Source organism: Streptomonospora arabica (assembly GCF_039531585.1).
GTDB lineage: Bacteria > Actinomycetota > Actinomycetes > Streptosporangiales > Streptosporangiaceae > Streptomonospora > Streptomonospora halophila.
In genome coordinates this window covers 47,216-66,142 of the sequence record NZ_BAAAQI010000005.1, presented here as the reverse complement: position 1 = coordinate 66,142, position 18,927 = coordinate 47,216, and the positions used below count along the sequence as shown (strand labels likewise).

16 protein-coding genes are annotated in these 18,927 nt (G+C 74.1%); 7 read left to right on the top strand and 9 right to left on the bottom strand.

From position 1 onward, the window contains the following. Positions 1-35: 35 nt before the first annotated feature. The 3 genes from ABD284_RS10490 to ABD284_RS10480 all read right to left on the bottom strand — a co-directional run bounded on the left by ABD284_RS10490 (position 36) and on the right by ABD284_RS10480 (position 4,715). Positions 36-2,192: a hypothetical protein gene (locus ABD284_RS10490; RefSeq protein ID WP_344142542.1), complete on the bottom strand. Its 2,157-nt coding sequence runs from the start codon at positions 2,190-2,192 to the stop codon at positions 36-38. Further along, positions 2,179-3,501 carry an ABC transporter substrate-binding protein gene (locus ABD284_RS10485; protein ID WP_344142541.1) on the bottom strand — a complete coding sequence of 441 codons (1,323 nt, stop codon included), beginning with the start codon at positions 3,499-3,501 and terminating at the stop codon, positions 2,179-2,181. The genes ABD284_RS10490 and ABD284_RS10485 overlap by 14 nt, the downstream gene beginning before the upstream one ends. A 185-nt stretch (positions 3,502-3,686) precedes the next feature. Further along, positions 3,687-4,715, bottom strand: a complete 1,029-nt coding sequence (locus ABD284_RS10480) for a LacI family DNA-binding transcriptional regulator (RefSeq protein WP_344142539.1) — start codon at positions 4,713-4,715, stop codon at positions 3,687-3,689. Positions 4,716-4,839: 124 nt separating this feature from the next. On the opposite strand from ABD284_RS10480, the gene ABD284_RS10475 reads away from it, so the two are divergent. From ABD284_RS10475 to ABD284_RS10465, 3 genes are all read left to right on the top strand, one after another. Further along, positions 4,840-6,225, top strand: coding sequence for a glycoside hydrolase family 5 protein (locus ABD284_RS10475; protein ID WP_344142538.1), 1,386 nt, complete (start codon positions 4,840-4,842; stop codon positions 6,223-6,225). 124 nt (positions 6,226-6,349) lie between these two features. Further along, complete coding sequence (rraA, locus tag ABD284_RS10470; protein WP_344142536.1) at positions 6,350-6,844, top strand: ribonuclease E activity regulator RraA; 495 nt, start codon at positions 6,350-6,352, stop codon at positions 6,842-6,844. A 48-nt stretch (positions 6,845-6,892) separates the two neighbouring features. Further along, the gene (locus ABD284_RS10465) at positions 6,893-7,447 is read left to right on the top strand and encodes a hypothetical protein (RefSeq protein WP_344142535.1); all 555 of its coding nucleotides are present in this window, start codon (positions 6,893-6,895) and stop codon (positions 7,445-7,447) included. Between the two features lie 145 nt (positions 7,448-7,592). Here ABD284_RS10465 and ABD284_RS10460 read toward each other — a convergent pair whose 3' ends face one another. Beyond that, a complete protein-coding gene (locus ABD284_RS10460) occupies positions 7,593-8,774 on the bottom strand; it encodes a metal-dependent hydrolase family protein (RefSeq protein WP_344142534.1) in 1,182 nt (393 codons plus the stop codon). A 1-nt stretch (position 8,775) separates the two neighbouring features. Then, on the bottom strand, positions 8,776-10,005 hold the full coding sequence (locus tag ABD284_RS10455) for a metal-dependent hydrolase family protein (protein WP_344142533.1): 1,230 nt from the start codon (positions 10,003-10,005) through the stop codon (positions 8,776-8,778). A 93-nt stretch (positions 10,006-10,098) separates the two neighbouring features. On the opposite strand from ABD284_RS10455, the gene ABD284_RS10450 reads away from it, so the two are divergent. The 4 genes from ABD284_RS10450 to ABD284_RS10435 all read left to right on the top strand — a co-directional run bounded on the left by ABD284_RS10450 (position 10,099) and on the right by ABD284_RS10435 (position 14,323). Further along, positions 10,099-11,004 (top strand): MurR/RpiR family transcriptional regulator, encoded by a 906-nt coding sequence (locus ABD284_RS10450; protein ID WP_344142532.1) that lies wholly within the window; start codon positions 10,099-10,101, stop codon positions 11,002-11,004. Positions 11,005-11,119: 115 nt separating this feature from the next. Beyond that, positions 11,120-12,553, top strand: coding sequence for a sodium:solute symporter family protein (locus tag ABD284_RS10445; RefSeq protein WP_344142531.1), 1,434 nt, complete (start codon positions 11,120-11,122; stop codon positions 12,551-12,553). Between the two features lies 1 nt (position 12,554). Further along, on the top strand, positions 12,555-13,283 hold the full coding sequence (locus ABD284_RS10440) for an HAD-IA family hydrolase (RefSeq protein WP_344142530.1): 729 nt from the start codon (positions 12,555-12,557) through the stop codon (positions 13,281-13,283). Positions 13,284-13,486: 203 nt separating this feature from the next. Beyond that, on the top strand, positions 13,487-14,323 hold the full coding sequence (locus ABD284_RS10435; RefSeq protein WP_344142528.1) for an alpha/beta fold hydrolase: 837 nt from the start codon (positions 13,487-13,489) through the stop codon (positions 14,321-14,323). Between the two features lie 44 nt (positions 14,324-14,367). Here ABD284_RS10435 and ABD284_RS10430 read toward each other — a convergent pair whose 3' ends face one another. The 4 genes from ABD284_RS10430 to hemC form a co-directional block, all read right to left on the bottom strand. After that, positions 14,368-15,036 (bottom strand): bifunctional DNA primase/polymerase, encoded by a 669-nt coding sequence (locus tag ABD284_RS10430; RefSeq protein WP_344142527.1) that lies wholly within the window; start codon positions 15,034-15,036, stop codon positions 14,368-14,370. A 97-nt stretch (positions 15,037-15,133) separates the two neighbouring features. Then, positions 15,134-16,117 carry a porphobilinogen synthase gene (gene hemB, locus ABD284_RS10425; RefSeq protein WP_344142526.1) on the bottom strand — a complete coding sequence of 328 codons (984 nt, stop codon included), beginning with the start codon at positions 16,115-16,117 and terminating at the stop codon, positions 15,134-15,136. 14 nt (positions 16,118-16,131) lie between these two features. Then, a complete protein-coding gene (locus ABD284_RS10420) occupies positions 16,132-17,817 on the bottom strand; it encodes a bifunctional uroporphyrinogen-III C-methyltransferase/uroporphyrinogen-III synthase (protein WP_344142525.1) in 1,686 nt (561 codons plus the stop codon). 168 nt (positions 17,818-17,985) lie between these two features. Further along, positions 17,986-18,927, bottom strand: coding sequence for a hydroxymethylbilane synthase (gene hemC / locus ABD284_RS10415; RefSeq protein ID WP_344142524.1), 942 nt, complete (start codon positions 18,925-18,927; stop codon positions 17,986-17,988).

Genomic DNA, 18,927 nt, shown 5'->3' with positions numbered 1-18,927 from the left:
GGGTGCCGGGCGCGGGTGTGCCGGGGGCGCCGTTGTCAGGGCGATCGCACGAAGCCCTCCCGGCGCACCGCCCAGGTCCCGTCGCGCGGGAAGCCGGGGGCGTGTACGCCGCCGTCGCCGTCGAACCCGCCGGCCATCAGCGCCACGGCGGCCAGCAGCCCGCCGTTTCCGGGCAGGTAGAGCGGCAGGCTCGCGGTCTGGCGGTTGTGGCCGTTGGGCAGGTAGCGGTTCTTCGGGGTGTCGCGCAGCAGCGCGTCGACGGCCGTGTGCGGCTCGCCCAGCCGGGTCGCCGTCATGGCCAGCGCCGGGTAGTCCCAGCCCCAGGTGCTCTCCCAGTCCCAGTCCGAAAGCACGTCGTGCAGCGTGGCCCGTACGGTCTCGGGATCGACGACGCCGGACGGGGGCACGACGCCGAGCGCGTAGACCATGGACGGATGGTCGGCGCGCACCGTGAACGGCTCGACGGCGATCGCGGCGTAGCGGCCGCCGCGCACCAGCGGGCGGCGCATCCGCGTGCGCACCTCGTCCCAGTAGGGCTCGGGCGCCGCCCCGGCCGACGTCCGCCACCGCTGGGCCGCCCCCAGCGCCCAGGCCCAGTAGGCCAGCTCGAAGGGCGGGTCGTGGGCGCGGTCGCGGATGCCGGCGTAGGACTCCTGGGCCGGGACCAGCGGCGGGCCCAGGGAGAACCCGTCGGCGGCGGGCTCGGCGACGTCGGCCATGAAGCGCGCGGTCTGCTCGACCACGTCGGCCAGCTCGGCCTGCTCACCGGGCTCGGCGCCGCCCGCCCGCCGCAGCAGTTCGGCGAAGTGGATGACGTGCGGCTGCTGCCAGAGCAGGAACGGGCCGATCCCGCTGGGGCTCTCGCGGCCGTCGGGGCCGACCTGCTTGGGCCAGCGCGCGCCCCGGTAGCCCTGCGCGGCGGCCGTGCGCTGCGCCGCCGGCAGGATGCTGCGGTAGAAGCCCATACTGCGGTTCAGCAGGTCGGGCCTGCCCCACAGCGCGAAGTGCGCCGCGTGCCACCAGTGCATCTCCAGATGGAACCTGCCGCGCCAGCTGTTGCAGGTCAGCCCGGTCTCCTGCGGAGGGAGGGAGCCCGCGCACTGGATCGCCGCGAGGTACTGCGAGAGGACGGTCCGGCGCTCCAGCTCGGCGGCGCGCGGATCGGTGCTGCCCGCCAGGTCGAGCGCCGCGCCGCGGCTCCAGAACCGGGGCCAGTGCTCCCGGCTCGCCGCGAACACCTCCGCGGCCGCCGCGCCCTGCGGGTCGCCGCCGTCGCCGCCGACCAGGGTCACCGCCACGTCGAGCGCGTCGGCCGCGGTCGACACCACCGCCTCGTGCTCGCCGGTAGCGGTGACCTCGGCCCCCGGCGAGGTCCGCACGCGCACGCGGTAGAGGGCCTCGCCCCGCCCGTCGAAGCGCCGCCGCACCAGGGCTCCGCCGGGCAGCGGCTCGACGTCGCTGGTGTGGGCATCGGGGCGCGACCAGTCGGCGGCGGCGCTCCAGGACTGCGACCCGTAGGGGAAGGCGATGCGGACGCCGATCCCGGGCGGGCCCGCGGTGCGCTCGATGCGCACGGCGACGGTGTCCTCGCTGGGATGGCAGGCGGTGCGTACGCGCAGCGACCGGTCGCCGGCGGAGAACGAGCTGGCGACCACGCCGGTCCACAGGTCCAGGACCTGGCGGCATCCGGCCAGCTCCGCGGCCCGCGGGGCCCGGTGGCCGCCGCCGTCGGCCAGCACCAGCCCGATGCGTGCCAGGTCCAGGCGGTGGGGGTTGGCGCGCAGCCACCGGGCGCCCTCGTCGAGCGCGGAGTCGTCGGAGCCGTCGATCGGCCCCGAGTCGACGTAGCCGACCTCTCCTCGCGGGGTGCGGTAAGGGCGCACCGTCCGGGCGAGATCGGCGCCTTCGGGAGGCGGCGCGCTGTGCCAGCCCCATTGGGACTGGGTGCCCAGCAGCGTGCCCGGAGCGCCGCCGGCCGGATCGGCGACCGGGTAGTGCTCGGGGAACGTCTGCAGGCCCGTGGCGTCGACCGTCATGCACAGCTCGCCGTTGCCGACCGACAGCGCGCAGTCGGGATCGATTCCCGCCGTCTCGACCCGGTGGCGCGCCACGAGGGAGTGCCGGTCGATCCGGTCGGCGGCGTCCGCGGGCGGGCCGCCGACCGGATCCCCGGCCGCGTCACGAGACCGCATCGCTGAGCTCGGTGACGAACTGCTTCGCGCCCTGGGACGGCGACTGCCGGCCGAAGAGCACCGCCTCGTGGGTGCGCTGGAGCAGGTCGACCGACTCGGTCGAGCCCGTGGGGCCGATGACGAAGTCGCCGTCGACCAGCCCGCTCATCCGGTCGACGAACGCGAACTCGACCTTCTGGCTCTCGCTCAGGTCGCCTTCCAGGTGCTCCCGGATCTCGGGGTTGGCCGGAATGCCGCGGTCGGACTTGATGAAGTCGGCCGCGCGCGGGTCGTTGACGAGGAAGTCGACGAGCGCGGCCGCCTCCTCGGGGTGCTCGCTGCGCTTGCTGATCGTGTAGAGCTGCGAGGCCTGCAGCCACATCCCGGTGCCCTCGGCGGAGGTGGTCTCGCCGGGTGCGCGCAGCAGCACGAGGTCGTCGCCGGAGGCCTCGCGGAAGGCGGCGAGCTGGTTGGACCAGGCGAGCTTCATGCCCGCCTTGCCCCGGCCCATCAGGGTCTGCTCGGGCGCCGCCTGGGCGGCGAGCTCGGCGGTCATGCTGGCCGATGGTGTGGCGCCCGCCTCCTCCAGCGCGGTGGTCAGCTCGAACCAGTCGTTCACCGTGCCCCGCTCGACGGCGACCCCGCCCCCGGGGGCGTAGAGGCCCAGACCGGTGCGCTGGTTGGCGTAGAGGTCCAGGGTGTCTGGCTGGGTCGGGTCCTCGGAGCCGTAGACGTCGCCGGGGGTGCCCTCGGACACCTCGCCGGCGATCTCGGCGTAGTCCTCCCAGCCCCATGCGTCGTCGTCGGGGAGCTCGACCCCGGCCTCCTCGAACACCGCCGGGTTGGCGACCACCGCGAACGTGTTCACGCCCGTCGGCACGCCGTAGGCGCTTCCGTCGAACTCGCCGTTGGACAGCGCTTTCTCGTCGAGCGCGCCGAGGTCCAGCTGCTCGGAGACCTCGGCGAGGTCGAGCAGGACGCCGCGCTCGGCGTACTCGCGCGGATAGGCGCCGCCCATGGTGATCACGTCGGGCTCGTCGCCCGCCGCGACCGAGGTGGACAGCCGGTCGAAGTAGGACTCGAAGTCGATCGACTCCGTCTCGACCGTGATGTCCGGGTTCGCCTTCTCGAAGGCGTCGACCGCCTTGTTGGTGATCTGCGCCCGTTCCTCGCTGCCCCACCACGAGAACCGCAGGGTCACCCGTCCGTCCGTCTCCGAGCCGCCCCCGCAGGCCGTGGCGAGCATGGCGGTGCCCGTCAGGGCCGCCGCCAGGCTGAAGGTCGTCCGGCGGCGGGTGGCCCGCCCGCCGGTGGCTGATGATTGCCGCATGAGCTGTACTCCCTCGTCAGGCCGTTGCGGTCGCCGAGAGTGCGAGGCGCGTCCCGCACCGCGCCCCCGCCCGCCGCAGGCGGCGGCCGGCGCACTGTGGTGTGGAACACACATTTACACCGGTGAAAATTGGAGCACGGAGACAGCCCGAGGTCAATCCCCCGATCCGTCCCTTCTCGGAAGGCTCAGGCCGGCTCGCCGACGCCGCCGGTCGACTCGCGCACGACCAGTTCGGGTGCGACGACCAGCTCGCGGCCGCCCGGCCCCGCGGGCGCGCCGCGGGCGATGCGGTCCACCAGCAGCCATACGGCGGTACGCGCGATCTCGGGCCGCCCGGGCTGCACCGTCGTCAGGCTCGGGCAGGAGAAACCGCCCTCCTCGATGTCGTCGAACCCGGCGACCGCGACGTCCTCGGGCACCCGCAGCCCCCGCTCGTACAGCACCCGCATCGCGCCCAGCGCGAGGACGTCGTTGAGCCCGTAGACGGCGTCCACCCCGACGCCCCGGTCGAGCACGCGGCGCATGGCCTCGGCCCCCGTGGTGCGCGTCCACTCCAGTGCCTCGCCGGTGCGCCGCGGATCGTGCTCGATCCCGGCGTCGGCGAGCGCCCGCGTGAACCCCTGCGTCCGCAGGGACCCGGCACCGGCGCCGCGCGTGTCGTAGGAGCCCACGACGGCGATGCGCCGGCGCCCGCGCTCCAGCAGGTGCTCGGCGACCGCCCGCGCGCCGGCGACGTTGCCCATCGCCACGTGGTGCACGCTGCCGTGCAGCGCCCGCTCGCCCAGCAGCACCAGCGGGTAGTCCACCTCCAGCCGGTGTGCGTCGGAGGGGCGCAGGCCCAGCGGCGAGAAGATCAGCCCGTCGGTCATCCGGCGGCGGTCGCTGGTCAGCGCCTCCAGCTCGCGCTCGCGCACTCCGCCGGTGCGTTCGACCAGCACCGTGTAGCCGCGCTCGGCCGCCGCGACGATCACCTCGTCGGAGAGCTCGGAGAAGTAGGGCAGCCGCAGTTCCGGCACCGCGAGAGTGATCATCCCGGTCCGGCCCAGGCTCAGGTTCCGCGCCGAGAAGTTCATGCGGTAGCCCAGCACGGAGATCGAGGCCAGCACCCGCTCCCTCGTCGACGGGCTCACGTGCGGGAAGTCGTTGACCACGTTCGAGACGGTCTTGACCGACACCCCGGCGTGCCGGGCAACGTCGCGCATCGTCACAGGCACCGCGTGCCACCTCCGGGATAGGTCGGTCTCGGCCGTCTCCGCGCCGCTTCCTCTCCCACAACCGTGGACGAAAGCGCGGTGCGCGGCCTACGTTAGGGTAACCGGTTACCGACGGGAGGACGGTATGGCGACACTGCCCTGGCTGCGGGTCGACGGGTCCCGCTTCGCCGACCCGCAGGGCTCGACGGTGACGCTGCACGGCGTCGGCATCGGCGGCTGGCTGAACATGGAGAACTTCATCGCCGGCTATCCCGGAACCGAGCAGCACCTGCGCGCCGCTCTGCGCTCCGCGCTGGGCGAGGAGGGCTGCACGCGCTTCCTCGACGAGTTCCTCGACGGGTTCTTCACCGAGTCCGACGCGGCCCACCTGGCCTCGCTCGGGTTCGACTCGGCGCGCATCCCGGTGAACTACCGGCACTTCGAGGACGATCTGCACCCCTTCGAGCTGAAGGAGGAGGGCTTCGCCCGCCTCGACCGGGCGGTCGACGCGCTGGCCCGGCACGGCCTGTGGTCGATCATCGACCTGCACGCGCTGCCCGGATGCCAGAACCAGCACTGGCACAGCGACAACCCGACCCACGTCGCGGCGTTCTGGCAGCACCGCCACTTCCAGGACCGCGCGGTGCACCTGTGGGAGGCGATCGCCGAGCGCTACCGCGACCGCCCCGAGGTCGCCGGATACAACCCCGCGAACGAGCCCGCCGACCCCACCGGCGAGCTGATCGCGCCCTTCTACGCCCGCGTGGAGCGCGCGATCCGGGCCGTCGACCCCCGGCACATCCTGTTCCTGGACGGCAACCGCTACGCGACCGACTTCAGCGCCTTCGCCGAGCCGCTGCCCAACGCCGTCTACTCCACGCACGACTACGCCCTGCCCGGCATCGCGAGCGGGACCGGCTACCCCGGAGTCACGCGCGGGGAGTACGTCGACCGCTCGGTGCTGGAGCGCACCTTCCTGCGCCGCACCGAGTACATGCGGCGCACCGGCACCCCCGTCTGGATCGGCGAGTTCGGCCCGGTCTACCCGGTCGAGAGGCCCCTGGAGGAGTGGCGGCTCGCGCTGCTGGCCGACCAGCTCGACATCTACCGCGAGCACGGCGCGAGCTGGTCGCTGTGGACCTACAAGGACATCGGGCTGCAGGGCCTGGTCCACGCCCGCGCCGACAGCCCCTACCTGCGCCGCATCGGCGACGTCCTGGAGGCCAAGCACAGGCTGGGCACCGACTCCTGGGGCGGCTCCGACGCCGGGGTGCGCTCGGTCCTGGACCCGATCGACGACCTGTTCGACCGGGAGTTCCCCGGCTTCGAGCCCTACCCGTGGGGGCGCAGGCAGTACATCGCCGGGCTCGTCCGGCACATCCTGCTGGCGGAGCCGCTGGTCGAGCGGTTCGGCCGCGCCTTCGCCGGCGTCTCGCCGGACGAGGCCCGCGCCCTCGCGGCGTCGTTCCGGTTCGAGGCGTGCGCCGAGCGCACCGAGCTGTCGGAGGTGCTGCGCGCCCACCTGCTGTAGTCGCCGCACCCGCGGGTCGCGGACACGCGGGGGCCGACGCCGGTCGCGCCCCGCGTTTCCGGCCCTCGGCGCGGTATCAGTAGGTTGTGACGGCACGGCACACCGACTGCGAAGGAAGCGCCCTATGACCGAGGTCTTCGCCACCGCCGACCTGATCGACGCGCACGGCGACGCGCTGGCCAGCTGCGAGACGCAGTTCCGCCAGTTCGGTGCTCGCAGCGCCTTCCACGGGCCGATCGCCACGATCAAGTGCCACGAGGACAACGCGCTGGTCAAGGAGCAGCTCGGCCAGCCCGGCGAGGGCTGGGTGCTGGTGGTCGACGGCGGCGGCTCGCTGCGTGCGGCGCTGATGGGCGACCTCATCGCCAAGTCCGCGCAGGAGAACGGCTGGGCGGGCGTCGTGATCAACGGGGCCGTGCGCGACGTCGCCGAACTGGGCCGCCTGGAGCTGGGGATCAAGGCGCTGGGCTCCAACCCGCGCAAGTCCGCCAAGACCGGGGCCGGGGCGCTCGACTCCCCCGTCGCCTTCGGCAACGTCGTCTTCGCGCCGGAGACCTGGCTCTACAGCGACGACGACGGCATCGTGATCAGTGAGGAGAAGCTCGACGTGCCGGCGTAGCGGCACACGCGGAGGGCGGCCGGGCCACGGCAGCGGGCGAGGGGGACGGTGGAAGCGCACAGGCGGCGATCGGTCGGGGCGGGCGGCGCGGAGCGCCCGCCGGTCCTGGGCGTCGACATCGGCGGGGTGGTCATCCACCGGACCGCCGACGACCACGACACCTCGTTCTTCGGCGAGACGCCCATGCTCACCCCGGCCGTCCCCGGCGTGTTCGACGCGCTCGCCGGACTGGCGCGGGGCGCGTTCCGCGACCGCGTCTACCTGGTGTCCAAGGCCAAGCCCGCCACCGCCGACCGCACCCGGCGCTGGCTGGACCTGCACGGCTTCACCGAGCGCACCGGCATCACCGGCGACCGCCTGCACTTCGTCCCCGAGCGCGCGGACAAGGCGCCCGTGTGCGAGCGGCTGGGCATCACGCACTTCGTCGACGACCGGATCGACGTGCTGCGCCACCTGGGGAACGTGCCCTACCGCTACCTGTTCACCGGCGGAGGCGGCACGGAGGACCCCCGCGCGATCCCGGACTGGGCCCGGCAGGCGGCCACCTGGGCCGAACTGGCCGCGGAGCTCCGCCGCTCCGTGCGCGCGGCGCGCGGCGGGTGATTGCGCAGGACCGCCGGGCCGCTCTCGTGCGGCCCGGCGGCACCGACGGCGGACCGGGCGGCCCCTGTGCACCCCGGCCGCCGGCCTGCAGCACCGGCACCGGCGCCGACGGTCTCGGCGCTCCCCGATGGGCGACGGGCCCGGGTCAGGTCCACCGCAGCGACTGGCGGCGCACCACCCCCCACGGGCTGCGCAGCAGGCCGGGGTCGGCGAAGGGGTCGCCGTCCACGAGGACCAGGTCGGCCGGGGAGCCCGGACGCACGCGGCCGGCGCCGGGCATCCCGAGCGCGTCGGCCGCCGCCGACGTCGCCGCCTTCAGCGCCTGCAGCGGGCTCAGGCCGTAGTCCCGCAGCGTCGTGATCTCGTCGACGAGACTCGGGTGGGCCATGCCCGGCGCGCCGGCGTCGGTCCCGGCGATGACCGCAACGCCCGCCTCGATCGCGAGGGCGACGCTGCGCCGGTGCGCCTCGACCACCTCGCGCGCCTTGCGCACCGCATAGCCGGGCGCCCGGCCGTCGGCCATCCGCCGGTACACCTCCGCGGTCGGGCACAGCACCGTGCCCCGGCGCACCATCTCCTCGACCACGTCCTCGGCCAGGAAGACGCCGTGCTCGACGGTGTCGATCCCCGCCCGGACCGCGTTGCGCACCCCGTCCTCGCCGAGCGCGTGGGCGGCCACCCGGCGCCCGCGGCGGTGCGCCTCCCCGGCCAGGGCGGCCAACTCCTCGTAGGTCAGCTCGCTGGCGCCGACCTCCTCGCCGTGGGACCGGCCGTAGACGCCGCCGGTGGCCGCGGTCTTGATCACCCCGGCGCCCTTGGCGACCTGGCCGCGGACGCCGCGGACCACGGCGTCCGGACCGTCGCAGGGGATTCCCCAGAACGGGTCGTGGCCGCCGGTCATGATCACCGTCTGGCCGGCGGCCACGATCGCGGGCCCGTCGAGGTGGCCCCGGTCCACGGCCGCGGCGAGCGTGATCGCGATGTCCCAGTCGCCGCCGAGGTCGCGGACGGTGGTGATCCCGGCGGGCAGGTAGGCGCGGGCGTGCTCGGCCGCCCGGACGGCGGTGAGCTGCTCGCCGTCCTGGGCGACGTGCGCGACCGGGTCGGTGCTGCCGTCCCACACCAGGTGCACGTGGGAGTCGACCAGGCCGGGCAGCACCGTGGCGCCCGCCAGGTCCACGCTGATGTCGTCGGCACCGGCCCGCGCCGTGCCCGGTTCGGCGACCTCGCGCACCAGGCCGTCTGCGCACACCACGTCGGCGGGGCGCGCCTCGGCCGAGACGCCGTCCCACACCCGGCCGTCGCGGAGCACCAGAGCGGGCGCCATCTCAGGGACGCCCCGCGACGACCGCGCCGCCCTGCAGTACGGCGCGCAGGTGGCGCTCGGGCTCGGCCAGGACCGCCACGTCGGCCAGCGGGTCGCCGTCCACGAGCAGGATGTCGGCGACGGCGCCCGGCGCGATCGTGCCCAGCTCGCCCTCGCGGCCCAGCAGCTCGGCGGCGGTCACCGTCGCCGAACGCAGCACCTCGTGGGCGGGCTGGACCCGGCCGCGGATGCTGAACTCCTCGCTCTGGTGGGAGTGCATGCTGCCCAGCAGGTCCGTGCCGAAGACCAGGCGGACGCCGCCCCTCCAGGCCAGCTCCAGGGCGTGCAGTCCGGCGTCGAGCACGTCGCCCACCTTGGCCTGGCCGGCGGGCGGCAGGCCCGCGGCCGCGCCCTCGCGGTGCAGGTACTCGTAGGTCACCAGCGTGGGCACCAGGAAGGCGCCGTGCTCGACGAAGCCGCGCACGCTGGAGTCGTCGATGAGGTTGCCGTGTTCGATGCAGCGGACGCCGAGCTCCAGGGCGCGGTTCACCGCGCCGGCCGTGTAGGCGTGCCCGGTGACGTAGCGGTTGGCGTTGCCCGCCTCCTCGACGGCGGCCCGGACCTCCTCCGCCGAGAACTGCAGCGAGTCCACCCGGTCGGTGGGCGAGGCGACGCCGCCGGAGAGCATGAGCTTGATGTGGTGGGCCCCGGTGCGCAGCTGGTGCCGGGCGCCGCGGCGCACCTCGGAGACTCCGTCGCAGACCAGGCCCACGGTCGGGCAGCAGGCGTGGTCGTCCAGCACCTGCCGGCCGGCGCTGCGCAGGTCGGCGTGTCCGCCGGTCGGCGACAGGGCCTTGCCGCCGAAGATCACCCGCGGCCCGGCCCAGAGGCCTTCGGCGACGGCCGCGGCCACACCGTGGTCGGCGCCGCCGACGTCGCGCACGGTCGTGAACCCGCGGTCCAGCATCCGGCGCAGGATACGGCTCGTGTGGGCCGCGACGTAGTATGGGGACTGCTCTGCGACTCCCCCGAGGTCGGCGCTTGCGGCGGTGGTGTGCACGTGGGCGTCGACGAGGCCGGGGACCAGGTGCCGCCCGGCGGCGTCGATCTCGTCGGCCGAATCCGGCGCCCGGAGCGCGCTCCCCACTTCCCGGACGCGGCCCTCGTGCACCAGCACGTCGGCTCCGCGCGCCTCGCCTGTGGCGGCGTCGCACACCACGCCGCCACGGATGATGAGAGTGTTCGAAGTCATGAGCTCCCTTCCCGCAGCCCTGCCGGGCTCCCGGCTGTCCGCATCCTGCCAAGAGCCGCCCGGCAATGCAATAGTTGTTGCATCATGGTGGAAATGAGTAGCGGGGAGAACGGGGCGGGAGGGCCCCGCCGGCAGGCGCTGCCCGCCTGGCTGACGTCGCGCCTGGAAGGCAGGCGGCCCGCCGCCGGCGCCCGGCGGGTGCTCGCGGCGATCGCCACCCAGCCCCGGCAGATGTCCTATGCCAGCACCTCGGCTGCGGCCGACGCGGCCGAGGTCAACGTCGCGACGGTGGTGCGCACCGCTCAGCAGCTGGGCTTCAGCGGCTGGCCGGCGCTGCGGTCGGAGATCCGGTCGCGCTACCTCTCGGGCCTGTCGGCCTCGGAGGTCCTCAGCGAGCACAACCAGGACGCCGGGCAGGGGCCGGCGTGGTCGACGCTGCGGCGGGACCTGCACAACCTGCAGGACCTCGCGCGGCTGCTGGACGAGGAGCAGATCGAGCGGGTGGCCCGGCTCATCCACCGAGCGGGCACGACGCTGGTCCTGGGCTCGGGCAGCTTCGGCGCGCCCGGCCTGCAGCTCTCCCACCTCGCGCAGACCATCGGCCACGACGTCCGGCTGCACCGGATCGGTGGCACCGCCCTGTTCAACGCGGTCTCCCTGCTGCGGCGGGGCGACTGCCTCGTGGTCTTCCAGCTCTGGCGCACTCCGCACGAGCTGCTGCAGGCCATGCAGGTGGCGGCCGAAGCGGGGGTCTCGGTCGTCCTGGTCAGCGACCAGGTCCGCGAGGACCTGACCGAACTCGCCGACGAGCTGGTGGCGATGCCCAGCGAAGGCGCCAGCATGTTCCCCTCGCTCGTGGCCGCCACCACGGTCGTGCAGTCGGTCGTCGCCGCCCTTGTGGCCTGCGATCCGGCGGCCGCCGCGGACTGGAGCGACGGGGTGGAGCGGCTCTGGTCGCGCTACGGCCTCTTCCCCGATACCGAAGATCGTCTGCAATAACTATTGCGTTCTGGTGGTCAGAGCGGGTTTCATAGCCCCACCCCGACGACGGGTTCCCCCTGGCCACCCGGGTCCCGCGCCCGCCGGCCGTCCATCGACCGCCCCGGAGGCGTCCATGCAGACGACCCATGTGCTCGTTCTCGTGCTCTACCTGCTCCTGATGGTGGGCATCGGCGCCTGGTTCACCCGTTCCAAAGAGGTCTCCACCGGCGACGACTTCGTCTTCGCCGGCCGGAACCTGCCGCGGCCGGTCATGATCGGCACGCTGCTGGCCACCTGGGTGGGCTCGGGCACGATCATCGGCGGCGCGAGCTTCGCCTACAGCTATGGCCCTCTCGCCTCGATCTTCTTCCTCGCGGGCACGCCGGTGGGGATCGCGGTGCTCTACGGCCTTGCGCGCCGTATCCGCCAAGGCGCGACCTACACCGTCCCCGAACTGCTGGAACGCCGCTACGGCGTAGCGGTCCGGATGATCGCGGCCGTCATCACCGTACTCGCCTACACCGGCATCACCGCCTACCAGTTCACCGGCGGCGGCCAGATCATCAGCGTGATCACGCCGCTATCGCCCGAGCAGGGCGCCGTCGTCGTGGCGCTGCTGGTGACCTTCCTGGCGGTGGGCGGCGGCCTGAAATCGGTCGCCTGGAGCGACTTCCTGTCCGCACTGGTCATCGTGGCGTGCCTGCTCGCCGCACTGCCGCTGGTGCTGGGCACGGACCTCGGCGGGGTCGGCGAGTACTGGCGGAACCTGCCCGACGGCTACCGGACCTTCAGCGGGGGGCTGAGCGCGCTGCAGCTGCTCGGCTACTTCCTGCCGCTGTTCCTGCTGATCCTCGCCGACCAGAACATGTACCAGCGGCTCGGCGCCGCCCGCGACGGCGCCGAGGCGCGCAGGTCGACCGGCGGGTTCTTCCTGTCCAGCTTCCTGGTGACGGTGCCGGTCGCGCTGCTGGGTTCGGCGGCGTTCGTCCTGATGCCCGACATCGAGCCGGACTCCGCGGTGCTGTCGCTCGCCGGCGAGGGGTACCTGCCCGTCGTCATGGGCGGCCTGCTGCTGGCCGGCGCGCTGGCCTTCATCATCACCACCGGGTCCTCGTTCCTGCTCTCCGGCGCCGGAAACGTGGTCTACGACGTGACCCGGCGGCTGTTCGGCGTGGAGATGGACGACCGGCGGCGGCTGATGGTCCACCGCCTGGCCGTGCTGGGCATCGGGGCCGTGGCCTATGTGCTCGGCCGGTTCTTCCCGACGGTGCTGGAGCTGCAGATGTACTCCTACACCGTCTACGGCGTCGCCCTCGCCCCGCCCGTCCTGGCGATCTTCCTGTGGCGGCGCGCCAGCAAGTGGGGCGCGCTGACCGCCATGCTGCTCAGCACCGGCGTCACCATCGTCTGGGAGCAGCTGGGACAGCCCTACAACGTGAACTCGGTGCTCGTCTCCCTGCCCGTTTCGCTGGCCACGCTGGTCGCGGTCAGCCTCGCCGTGCCCGACCGCGGCGCCCCTCGGACCGAGGAGGCCGCCGCCGCCGAATCCGCCGACCCGAAGGAATGAGATGACCCTCGACCTGACCGCGTTCCGCGTCCTGAGCTTCGACTGCTACGGCACCCTCATCGACTGGGAGCAGGGCATCGGCGCCGTCCTGGCGGACTGGGCCCGCGAGCAGGGGCTGGACCACAGCGGTGAGGCGCTGCTGGAGACCTACGCCGGCCACGAGGCGGCGGTGATGCGCGAGCACCCGGCGTGGCTCTACCCCGACGTGCTCGCCGAGGCGTTCGTGCGTACGGGCTCCTCCGCGGGCGCCGAGGTGGGCCGCGACTGGGCCCGTCGGCTCGGCGGCTCCGTCGGCGACTGGCCCGCCTTCCCCGATTCGGCCGAGGCGCTGGCGCGGCTGCGCCGCCACTACGACCTGGTGATCGTGAGCAACGTGCACCGCGACGGGTTCGCCGGCAGCGACGCGCACCTGCGGGGCGGCTTCACCCGGATCGTCACGGCCGAGGACGTGGGCGCCTACAAGCCCGCCGACCCCCACTTCGAGGCGCTGGACGCGGTGCTGGACGAGCTCGGCTGCGGGCGCGACCGGCTCCTGCACGTGGCGCAGAGCCTCTTCCACGACCACGTGCCGGCCCGCCGCCGGGGGCTGGCGTCGGTGTGGATCAACCGGCGCCACGGCCGTCCCGGTTGGGGAGCCACACCGGAGCCCACCGACGAGTGGCGCTACGACGCCGAGTTCCCGTCCATGGCGGCGTTCGCCGACGAGGTCGACCGCCGGCACGGCGACTGACGGCCGAGCGGCCGCAGCGGCGCGCCCTCCGGCCGCTCGGCCCCGTCGCCGCACCGGGGGCCGCGCGTGGGCGCCGCGTCCCGCCGGTCTCCGGCGCCGCCTGCACTCCGCCCGCCGTGCGGCAGCGAGCCGTCCGGGCGACCGGGTGCCTGGTGCTGTATTCCTGGAGTGAGCACGCCGCACACCCCGGAAGGGCGGTCACCATGGGACGCATCAAGGTCGGCAGCGAGAACAGCGCGGACATCGAACTGCACTACGAGGACAAGGGGTCCGGTCGGCCGGTGGTGCTGATCCACGGCTTCCCGCTGGACGGCAACTCCTGGGAGGGGCAGGTACCGGCCCTGCTGGACGCCGGGTACCGGGTCCTCACCTATGACCGGCGCGGCTTCGGCAGGTCCGGCCAACCCTCGACCGGCTACGACTACGACACCTTCGCGGCCGACCTGAACACGATCATGGAGACCCTCGACCTGCGCGGCGCGGTCCTGGTCGGCTTCTCGATGGGGACCGGAGAGGTCGCCCGCTACCTGTCCTCCTACGGCTCCGCACGCGTCGCCAAGGCCGCCTTCCTGGCCTCTCTCGAACCGTTCCTGGCGATCACCGAGGACAACCCCGACGGCGCGGCACCCATGTCCTTCTTCGAGGGCGTCTCCGCCTCGGTCAAGGAGGACCGCTACGCCTTCTTCACCGGCTTCTACCAGGACTTCTTCAACCTCGACGAGAACCTCGGCACCCGGGTCAGCGAAGAGGCCGTCCGCAACGCGTGGAACGTCGCGGCCGGCTCCGGGCCCATCGCCTCGGCCGCCGCTCCCCTCAGCTGGCCCACCGACTTCCGCGCCGACATCCCGCGCATCGACGTGCCCGCCCTGATCGTCCACGGCACGGCCGACCGCACCCTGCCCATCGACGCCACCGGGCGCCGCTTCGCCCGGGCGCTGCCCCACGCGCGCTACGTCGAGATCGAGGGCGCCCCGCACGGGCTGCTGACCACGCACACCGCCGAGGTCAACGACGCGCTGCTGGGGTTCCTCGACGCGTGACCGTCCGGGGCCCGGTAGGGGGCCGCACCTGCGCCCCGGCCCGCCTAGGACGGCACGAACTCCTCGCAGGCGTCGGAGAGGACGTCCAGCACGACGATGGGGTCGGGAAGGGCCGGTGCGCCGGAGGCCTCCCCGGTCTCCGGGGCGCGGATCCAGGCGACGGGGTTGCCCGAGGGGAGCAGCGAGGGGGCGCCCAGCACGTAGCTGTCGCGGCAGTGCCAGCGCAGCCCGGGGGTCTCCTCGATGCTCTCCGGTACGCAGTCCAGGTGGCAGGACCACCACTCGTCCTCGTCGGCAGGCGAGCGCGTGGCCACGAAGAACAGGTAGCGCTGGGCGTCGACGGCGGCCACCGGCCCCGCCTGCACCCCCGCGCGCCCCATCCGGGCCAGCGCCATGACGCCCGCGCCCGCCGGCACGTCGAACACGTCGAAGACCCGGCCGGTGGGCAGGATGACGTTGGCGCCGCTCGCGGCGCTCCACCACCGGGTGATGACCTCGGGATCGGTGGTGGCCTCCAGGCCCCACGTCGCCGAGACCGGGTGCGCTCCGGGGTCCGGGCAGCCCACGCGGTCGCAGCCGCAGGCGCGCCCGCCCGCCCCCGAGGGCGCCGCGCCGCGGCACACCGGCCATCCCAGGGCCGCGTAGCTCAGCGCCGCGCTGAGCATGCCGTCCGACGAGCGCCGGCGTCTACGCCGCTGCAGGACCTCCGCCACGATTGCTCCCCGTTCGCCTGATCGCCGGTCGATTCCAGTGGTGCCTCCCGCATCCCCGGCCTCGACCGCGATCCGGGGGAAACGGTGTGTCCCCCGCTCAGCGGAGCAATCGTGCGGCCTCGGTCGCCCAGTAGGTCAGGATCTGCCCGGCGCCTGCGCGGCGATAGGAGAGCAGCGTCTCCAGGATCACCCGCTCGCGGTCCAGCCAGCCCTTCTCGACGGCCGCCTCGATCATCGCGTACTCGCCGCTGACCTGGTAGGCCGACACCGGTACGTCCACCCGCCCGGCCACCGCGGCGACGATGTCCAGGTAGGCCAGCCCGGGTTTGACCATGACCATGTCGGCGCCTTCCGCGATGTCCAGCTCCACCTCGCGCAGCGCCTCGCGGGCGTTGGCGGGGTCCTGCTGGTAGGCGTTGCGGTCGCCGAACCGCGGCGCGCCCTCGGCCGCCTCGCGGAACGGTCCGTAGAACGCCGAGGCGTACTTGGCGGCGTAGGCGAGGATCGCGACGTCGGTGTAGCCGGCGCCGTCCAGCGCCGCGCGGATGGCGGCCACCTGGCCGTCCATCATCCCGCTGGGGCCCACGACGTCCACGCCGGCGGCGGCCTGCGCCACCGCGACGGCGGCGTAGCGCTCCAGGGTGGCGTCGTTGTCGACCTCGCCGGAGGGGGTGAGCAGCCCGCAGTGCCCGTGCGAGGTGTACTCGTCCAGGCACAGGTCCGCCATGACGACGACGTCGCCGCCGAGGTCGGAGGAGAGGTCGCGCAGCGACCGCTGCACCACGCCCCCGGGGTCGTCGGCGGCCGAGCCGCGCTCGTCCTTGAACTCGGGGATGCCGAACAGGATGATTCCGCCGACGCCGGCCTCGGCGGCCTCACGCGCCGCCTTGCGCGCGCTGTCGCGGGTGTGCTGCACGACGCCCGGCATGGACGAGACGGGGTTGGGCTCGCTGATGCCCTCCTTGACGAACATCGGCAGGATGAGTTCCTCGGGCCGCACGCGGGTCTCGGCGACCAGCCGGCGCAGGGCCGGGGTGCGGCGCAGGCGGCGCGGGCGCGCCGCCGGGTACTGGGCGTTCATCCTGGGCTCCCTGGTCACACGGTCTTGCGGCGCCGACCGCGGCGCTTCTGGCTGGGCTTGAGAGCGGGCTTACCCGCCGCGACGGCTTCGGCTCGCTGTGCCGCACCGTACTCCGCCAGCGCCTCCGCGAGGGCCGAAACCGAGGCTTTCGGCGCCGTGACGTCCACGCGCAGCCCGAACTCGCGGGCGGTCTTGGCGGTCTCGGGGCCGATGACGGCGATCACCGTGGTGTTGTGCGGCTTGCCGGCGATGCCGACGAGGTTGCGAACGGTCGATGAGGACGTGAACAGCACCGCGTCGAAGCCGCCGCCCTTGATCGCCTCGCGGACCGGGGCGGGCGGTGGCGCGGCGCGCACGGTCCGGTAGGCGGTGACGTCGTCGACCTCCCAGCCGAGGCCGCTCAGCCCCGACGACAGGGTCTCGGTGGCGATGTCGGCGCGCGGCAGCAGCACCCGCTCGATCGGGTCGAGCTCGGCGTCGTAGGGCGGCCACACCTCGACCAGTCCGGCGCCGGACTGGCTATCCGGCGGCGGCGTGAGGTCGGGCTGGATGCCGAACTCGCGCAGCGCCGCCGCGGTCTGCTCGCCGACGGCGGCGACCTTGACCCCGGCGAAGGCGCGGGCGTCGAGGCCGTACTCCTCGAAGCGCTCCTTGATGGCCTTGACGGCGTTGACCGAGGTGAACGCCACCCACTGGTAGCGGCCGGTGACCAGACCGCGCACCGCGCGCTCCATCTGCTGGGGCGTGCGCGGCGGCTCCACCGAGATGGTGGGCACCGACTCGGGAACCGCGCCGAAACCGCGCAGCTGGTCCGCCAGCCCGGAGGCCTGCTCCCTGGTGCGCGGCACCAGCACCCGCCAGCCGAAGAGCGGGCGGCCCTCGAACCAGGAGGGCTCCTTGTCGCCGGTCACGCCCTTGCCCATCAGGAACAGCGCGGGGGCGGTGACGTTGTGGCCCTTGGCGTCGGCGGCCTTGAGGTCGGCGGTCAGCCGCTGCAGCGTCGAGGAGACGGTGGTCTGCTCCGTCGTGGAGCCCATGCGCACGACCGCGGCCGGGGTGCTCGCGGGCTTGCCTGCGGCGATGAGCGTCTTGCACAGCCGCTCGATCCCGGGCCCGCTGTGGCGCGCATCGGCTCCGTCGGGCGCGTCGGGGAACATCACGACGAGGCTGGCGTCGCCGTGGGCGAGGCGCTCCCAGTCGAGGTCGCTGTCGCGCCCGTCGACGATGCGGGCCTCGCTGACGTCCTCGGGCAGCAGCGGGACGCCGGCGAAGGCGGGCACGGCGGTGGCGGCGGAGAGCCCCGGAACGATCTCGTACTCGATCCCGGCCTGGCGGCAGGCGGCCGCGAGGTCCGCGCCGCGGCAGCCCAGCAGCGGGTCCCCGCTGTAGAGCCGCACCACCCGCTTGCCCTCGCGTGCGTGCCCCACAGCCACGGCGTCCATCTCGCCGCCGCACTCGGCCGGGTCGATCACGGAGACGTCCTCGGGGCAGTGCCGCAGCAGCGCCTCGCGGTGCTTGGCCAGCTCGGGGCCGGGCTCGCGCAGGTTGACGACGACGTCGGCCTTGGCGAGCGCCGCCGCGCCCCGCAGAGTCAGCAGCTCGGCGTCGCCCGGACCCGCGCCCACCAGGGCCACATGCCCGCGCTGGGTCGGGCCCGATCCGTTCGGCGGCGGCTCCTGGTTACCACTCTGCGGATTCACTGTGCGATCGCTCCTTGCTCTTGCCCTCGGGCGCCCGCCTGGAGCGCCGCGCCGCAGGGCCGCCCCGACGCCGGGGCCGGTCGGGCGGTGCCGTCCGCCGCGCTGCGGCGGCACGGCCCGCGCGGTGCCCTGCGGACTCCTGCTTTCGTCCTCTCGTTCCTTCGGTCGCTATTCCTCCGCCGCGTCGGCGACGATCCGGTCGGCCCCTTCGCCGATCATCTCGCGGGCGAGCTCGCGCCCCAGTGAGGACGCGGCCGCGGCCGCGTCGCCGCCGGTGCCGACCGAGCGCTCGCGCCGCACCGCCTCGCTGCCGTCGGGGGCCACCACGGCGGCGCGCAGGCGCAGCCTGCCGTCGTGGACCTCGGCGTAGGCGCCCACAGGGGCGGCGCAGCCCGCCTCCAGCTCGGCCAGCACCGTGCGTTCGGCGGTGACGGCCGCGCGGGTGGCGGCGTGGTCGACGGCGGCGAGGTAGGCGAGGTCGCCGTCCGCGCGGGACGCCAGGCACTCGACCGCGAGCGCCCCCTGGCCGGGGGCCGGAAGCATCTGCTCGGGTTCGAAGACGTCGGTGACGTCGTCGAGGCGCCCCACCCGCGCGAGACCGGCGTAGGCCAGCACGACGGCGTCGACCTCGCCCTCGGCGATCCGGCCCAGGCGGGTCCCGGCGTTGCCGCGGATGGGCACGTAGGTCAGGTCCGGGCGCAGCGCCGCGAGCTGGGCCACGCGGCGCGGCGAGCCGGTACCGACGACCGCGCCGGGGGGCAGGTCGGAGAACTTGCGTCCGTCGCGGGCGCAGAGCGCGTCGCGGGGGTCGTCGCGGTCGGTGATGGCGGCGATCGCGAGCCCGTCGGCCGGGGCGGTGGGCAGGTCCTTGAGGGAGTGCACCGCGAAGTCGATACCGCCCGAGAGCAGCTGTTCGCGCAGGCTGTTGACGAAGACGCCGGTACCCCCGAGCTGCGTGAGGTGGGCCTGGGTGACGTCGCCGTAGCTGGTGATCAGCTCCAGCTCCACCCGCGTGCCCGTGCGGTCGGTGATGGCGTCGGCCACGGCCTGCGACTGGGAGGTGGCCATGGGACTGCGGCGGGTGCCGAGCCTGGCCGGGCGGTCGCTCAC

What these genes read in the sequence shown, in the direction of transcription:
- ABD284_RS10490 (WP_344142542.1), bottom strand. Translation starts at nt 2,192, where the DNA reads ATGCGGTCTCGTGACGCGGCCGGGGATCCGGTCGGCGGCCCGCCCGCG.
- ABD284_RS10485 (WP_344142541.1), bottom strand. Translation starts at nt 3,501, where the DNA reads ATGCGGCAATCATCAGCCACCGGCGGGCGGGCCACCCGCCGCCGGACG.
- ABD284_RS10475 (WP_344142538.1), top strand. Translation starts at nt 4,840, where the DNA reads ATGGCGACACTGCCCTGGCTGCGGGTCGACGGGTCCCGCTTCGCCGAC.
- rraA (WP_344142536.1), top strand. Translation starts at nt 6,350, where the DNA reads ATGACCGAGGTCTTCGCCACCGCCGACCTGATCGACGCGCACGGCGAC.
- ABD284_RS10460 (WP_344142534.1), bottom strand. Translation starts at nt 8,774, where the DNA reads ATGGCGCCCGCTCTGGTGCTCCGCGACGGCCGGGTGTGGGACGGCGTC.
- ABD284_RS10455 (WP_344142533.1), bottom strand. Translation starts at nt 10,005, where the DNA reads ATGACTTCGAACACTCTCATCATCCGTGGCGGCGTGGTGTGCGACGCC.
- ABD284_RS10450 (WP_344142532.1), top strand. Translation starts at nt 10,099, where the DNA reads ATGAGTAGCGGGGAGAACGGGGCGGGAGGGCCCCGCCGGCAGGCGCTG.
- ABD284_RS10445 (WP_344142531.1), top strand. Translation starts at nt 11,120, where the DNA reads ATGCAGACGACCCATGTGCTCGTTCTCGTGCTCTACCTGCTCCTGATG.
- ABD284_RS10440 (WP_344142530.1), top strand. Translation starts at nt 12,555, where the DNA reads ATGACCCTCGACCTGACCGCGTTCCGCGTCCTGAGCTTCGACTGCTAC.
- ABD284_RS10435 (WP_344142528.1), top strand. Translation starts at nt 13,487, where the DNA reads ATGGGACGCATCAAGGTCGGCAGCGAGAACAGCGCGGACATCGAACTG.
- hemB (WP_344142526.1), bottom strand. Translation starts at nt 16,117, where the DNA reads ATGAACGCCCAGTACCCGGCGGCGCGCCCGCGCCGCCTGCGCCGCACC.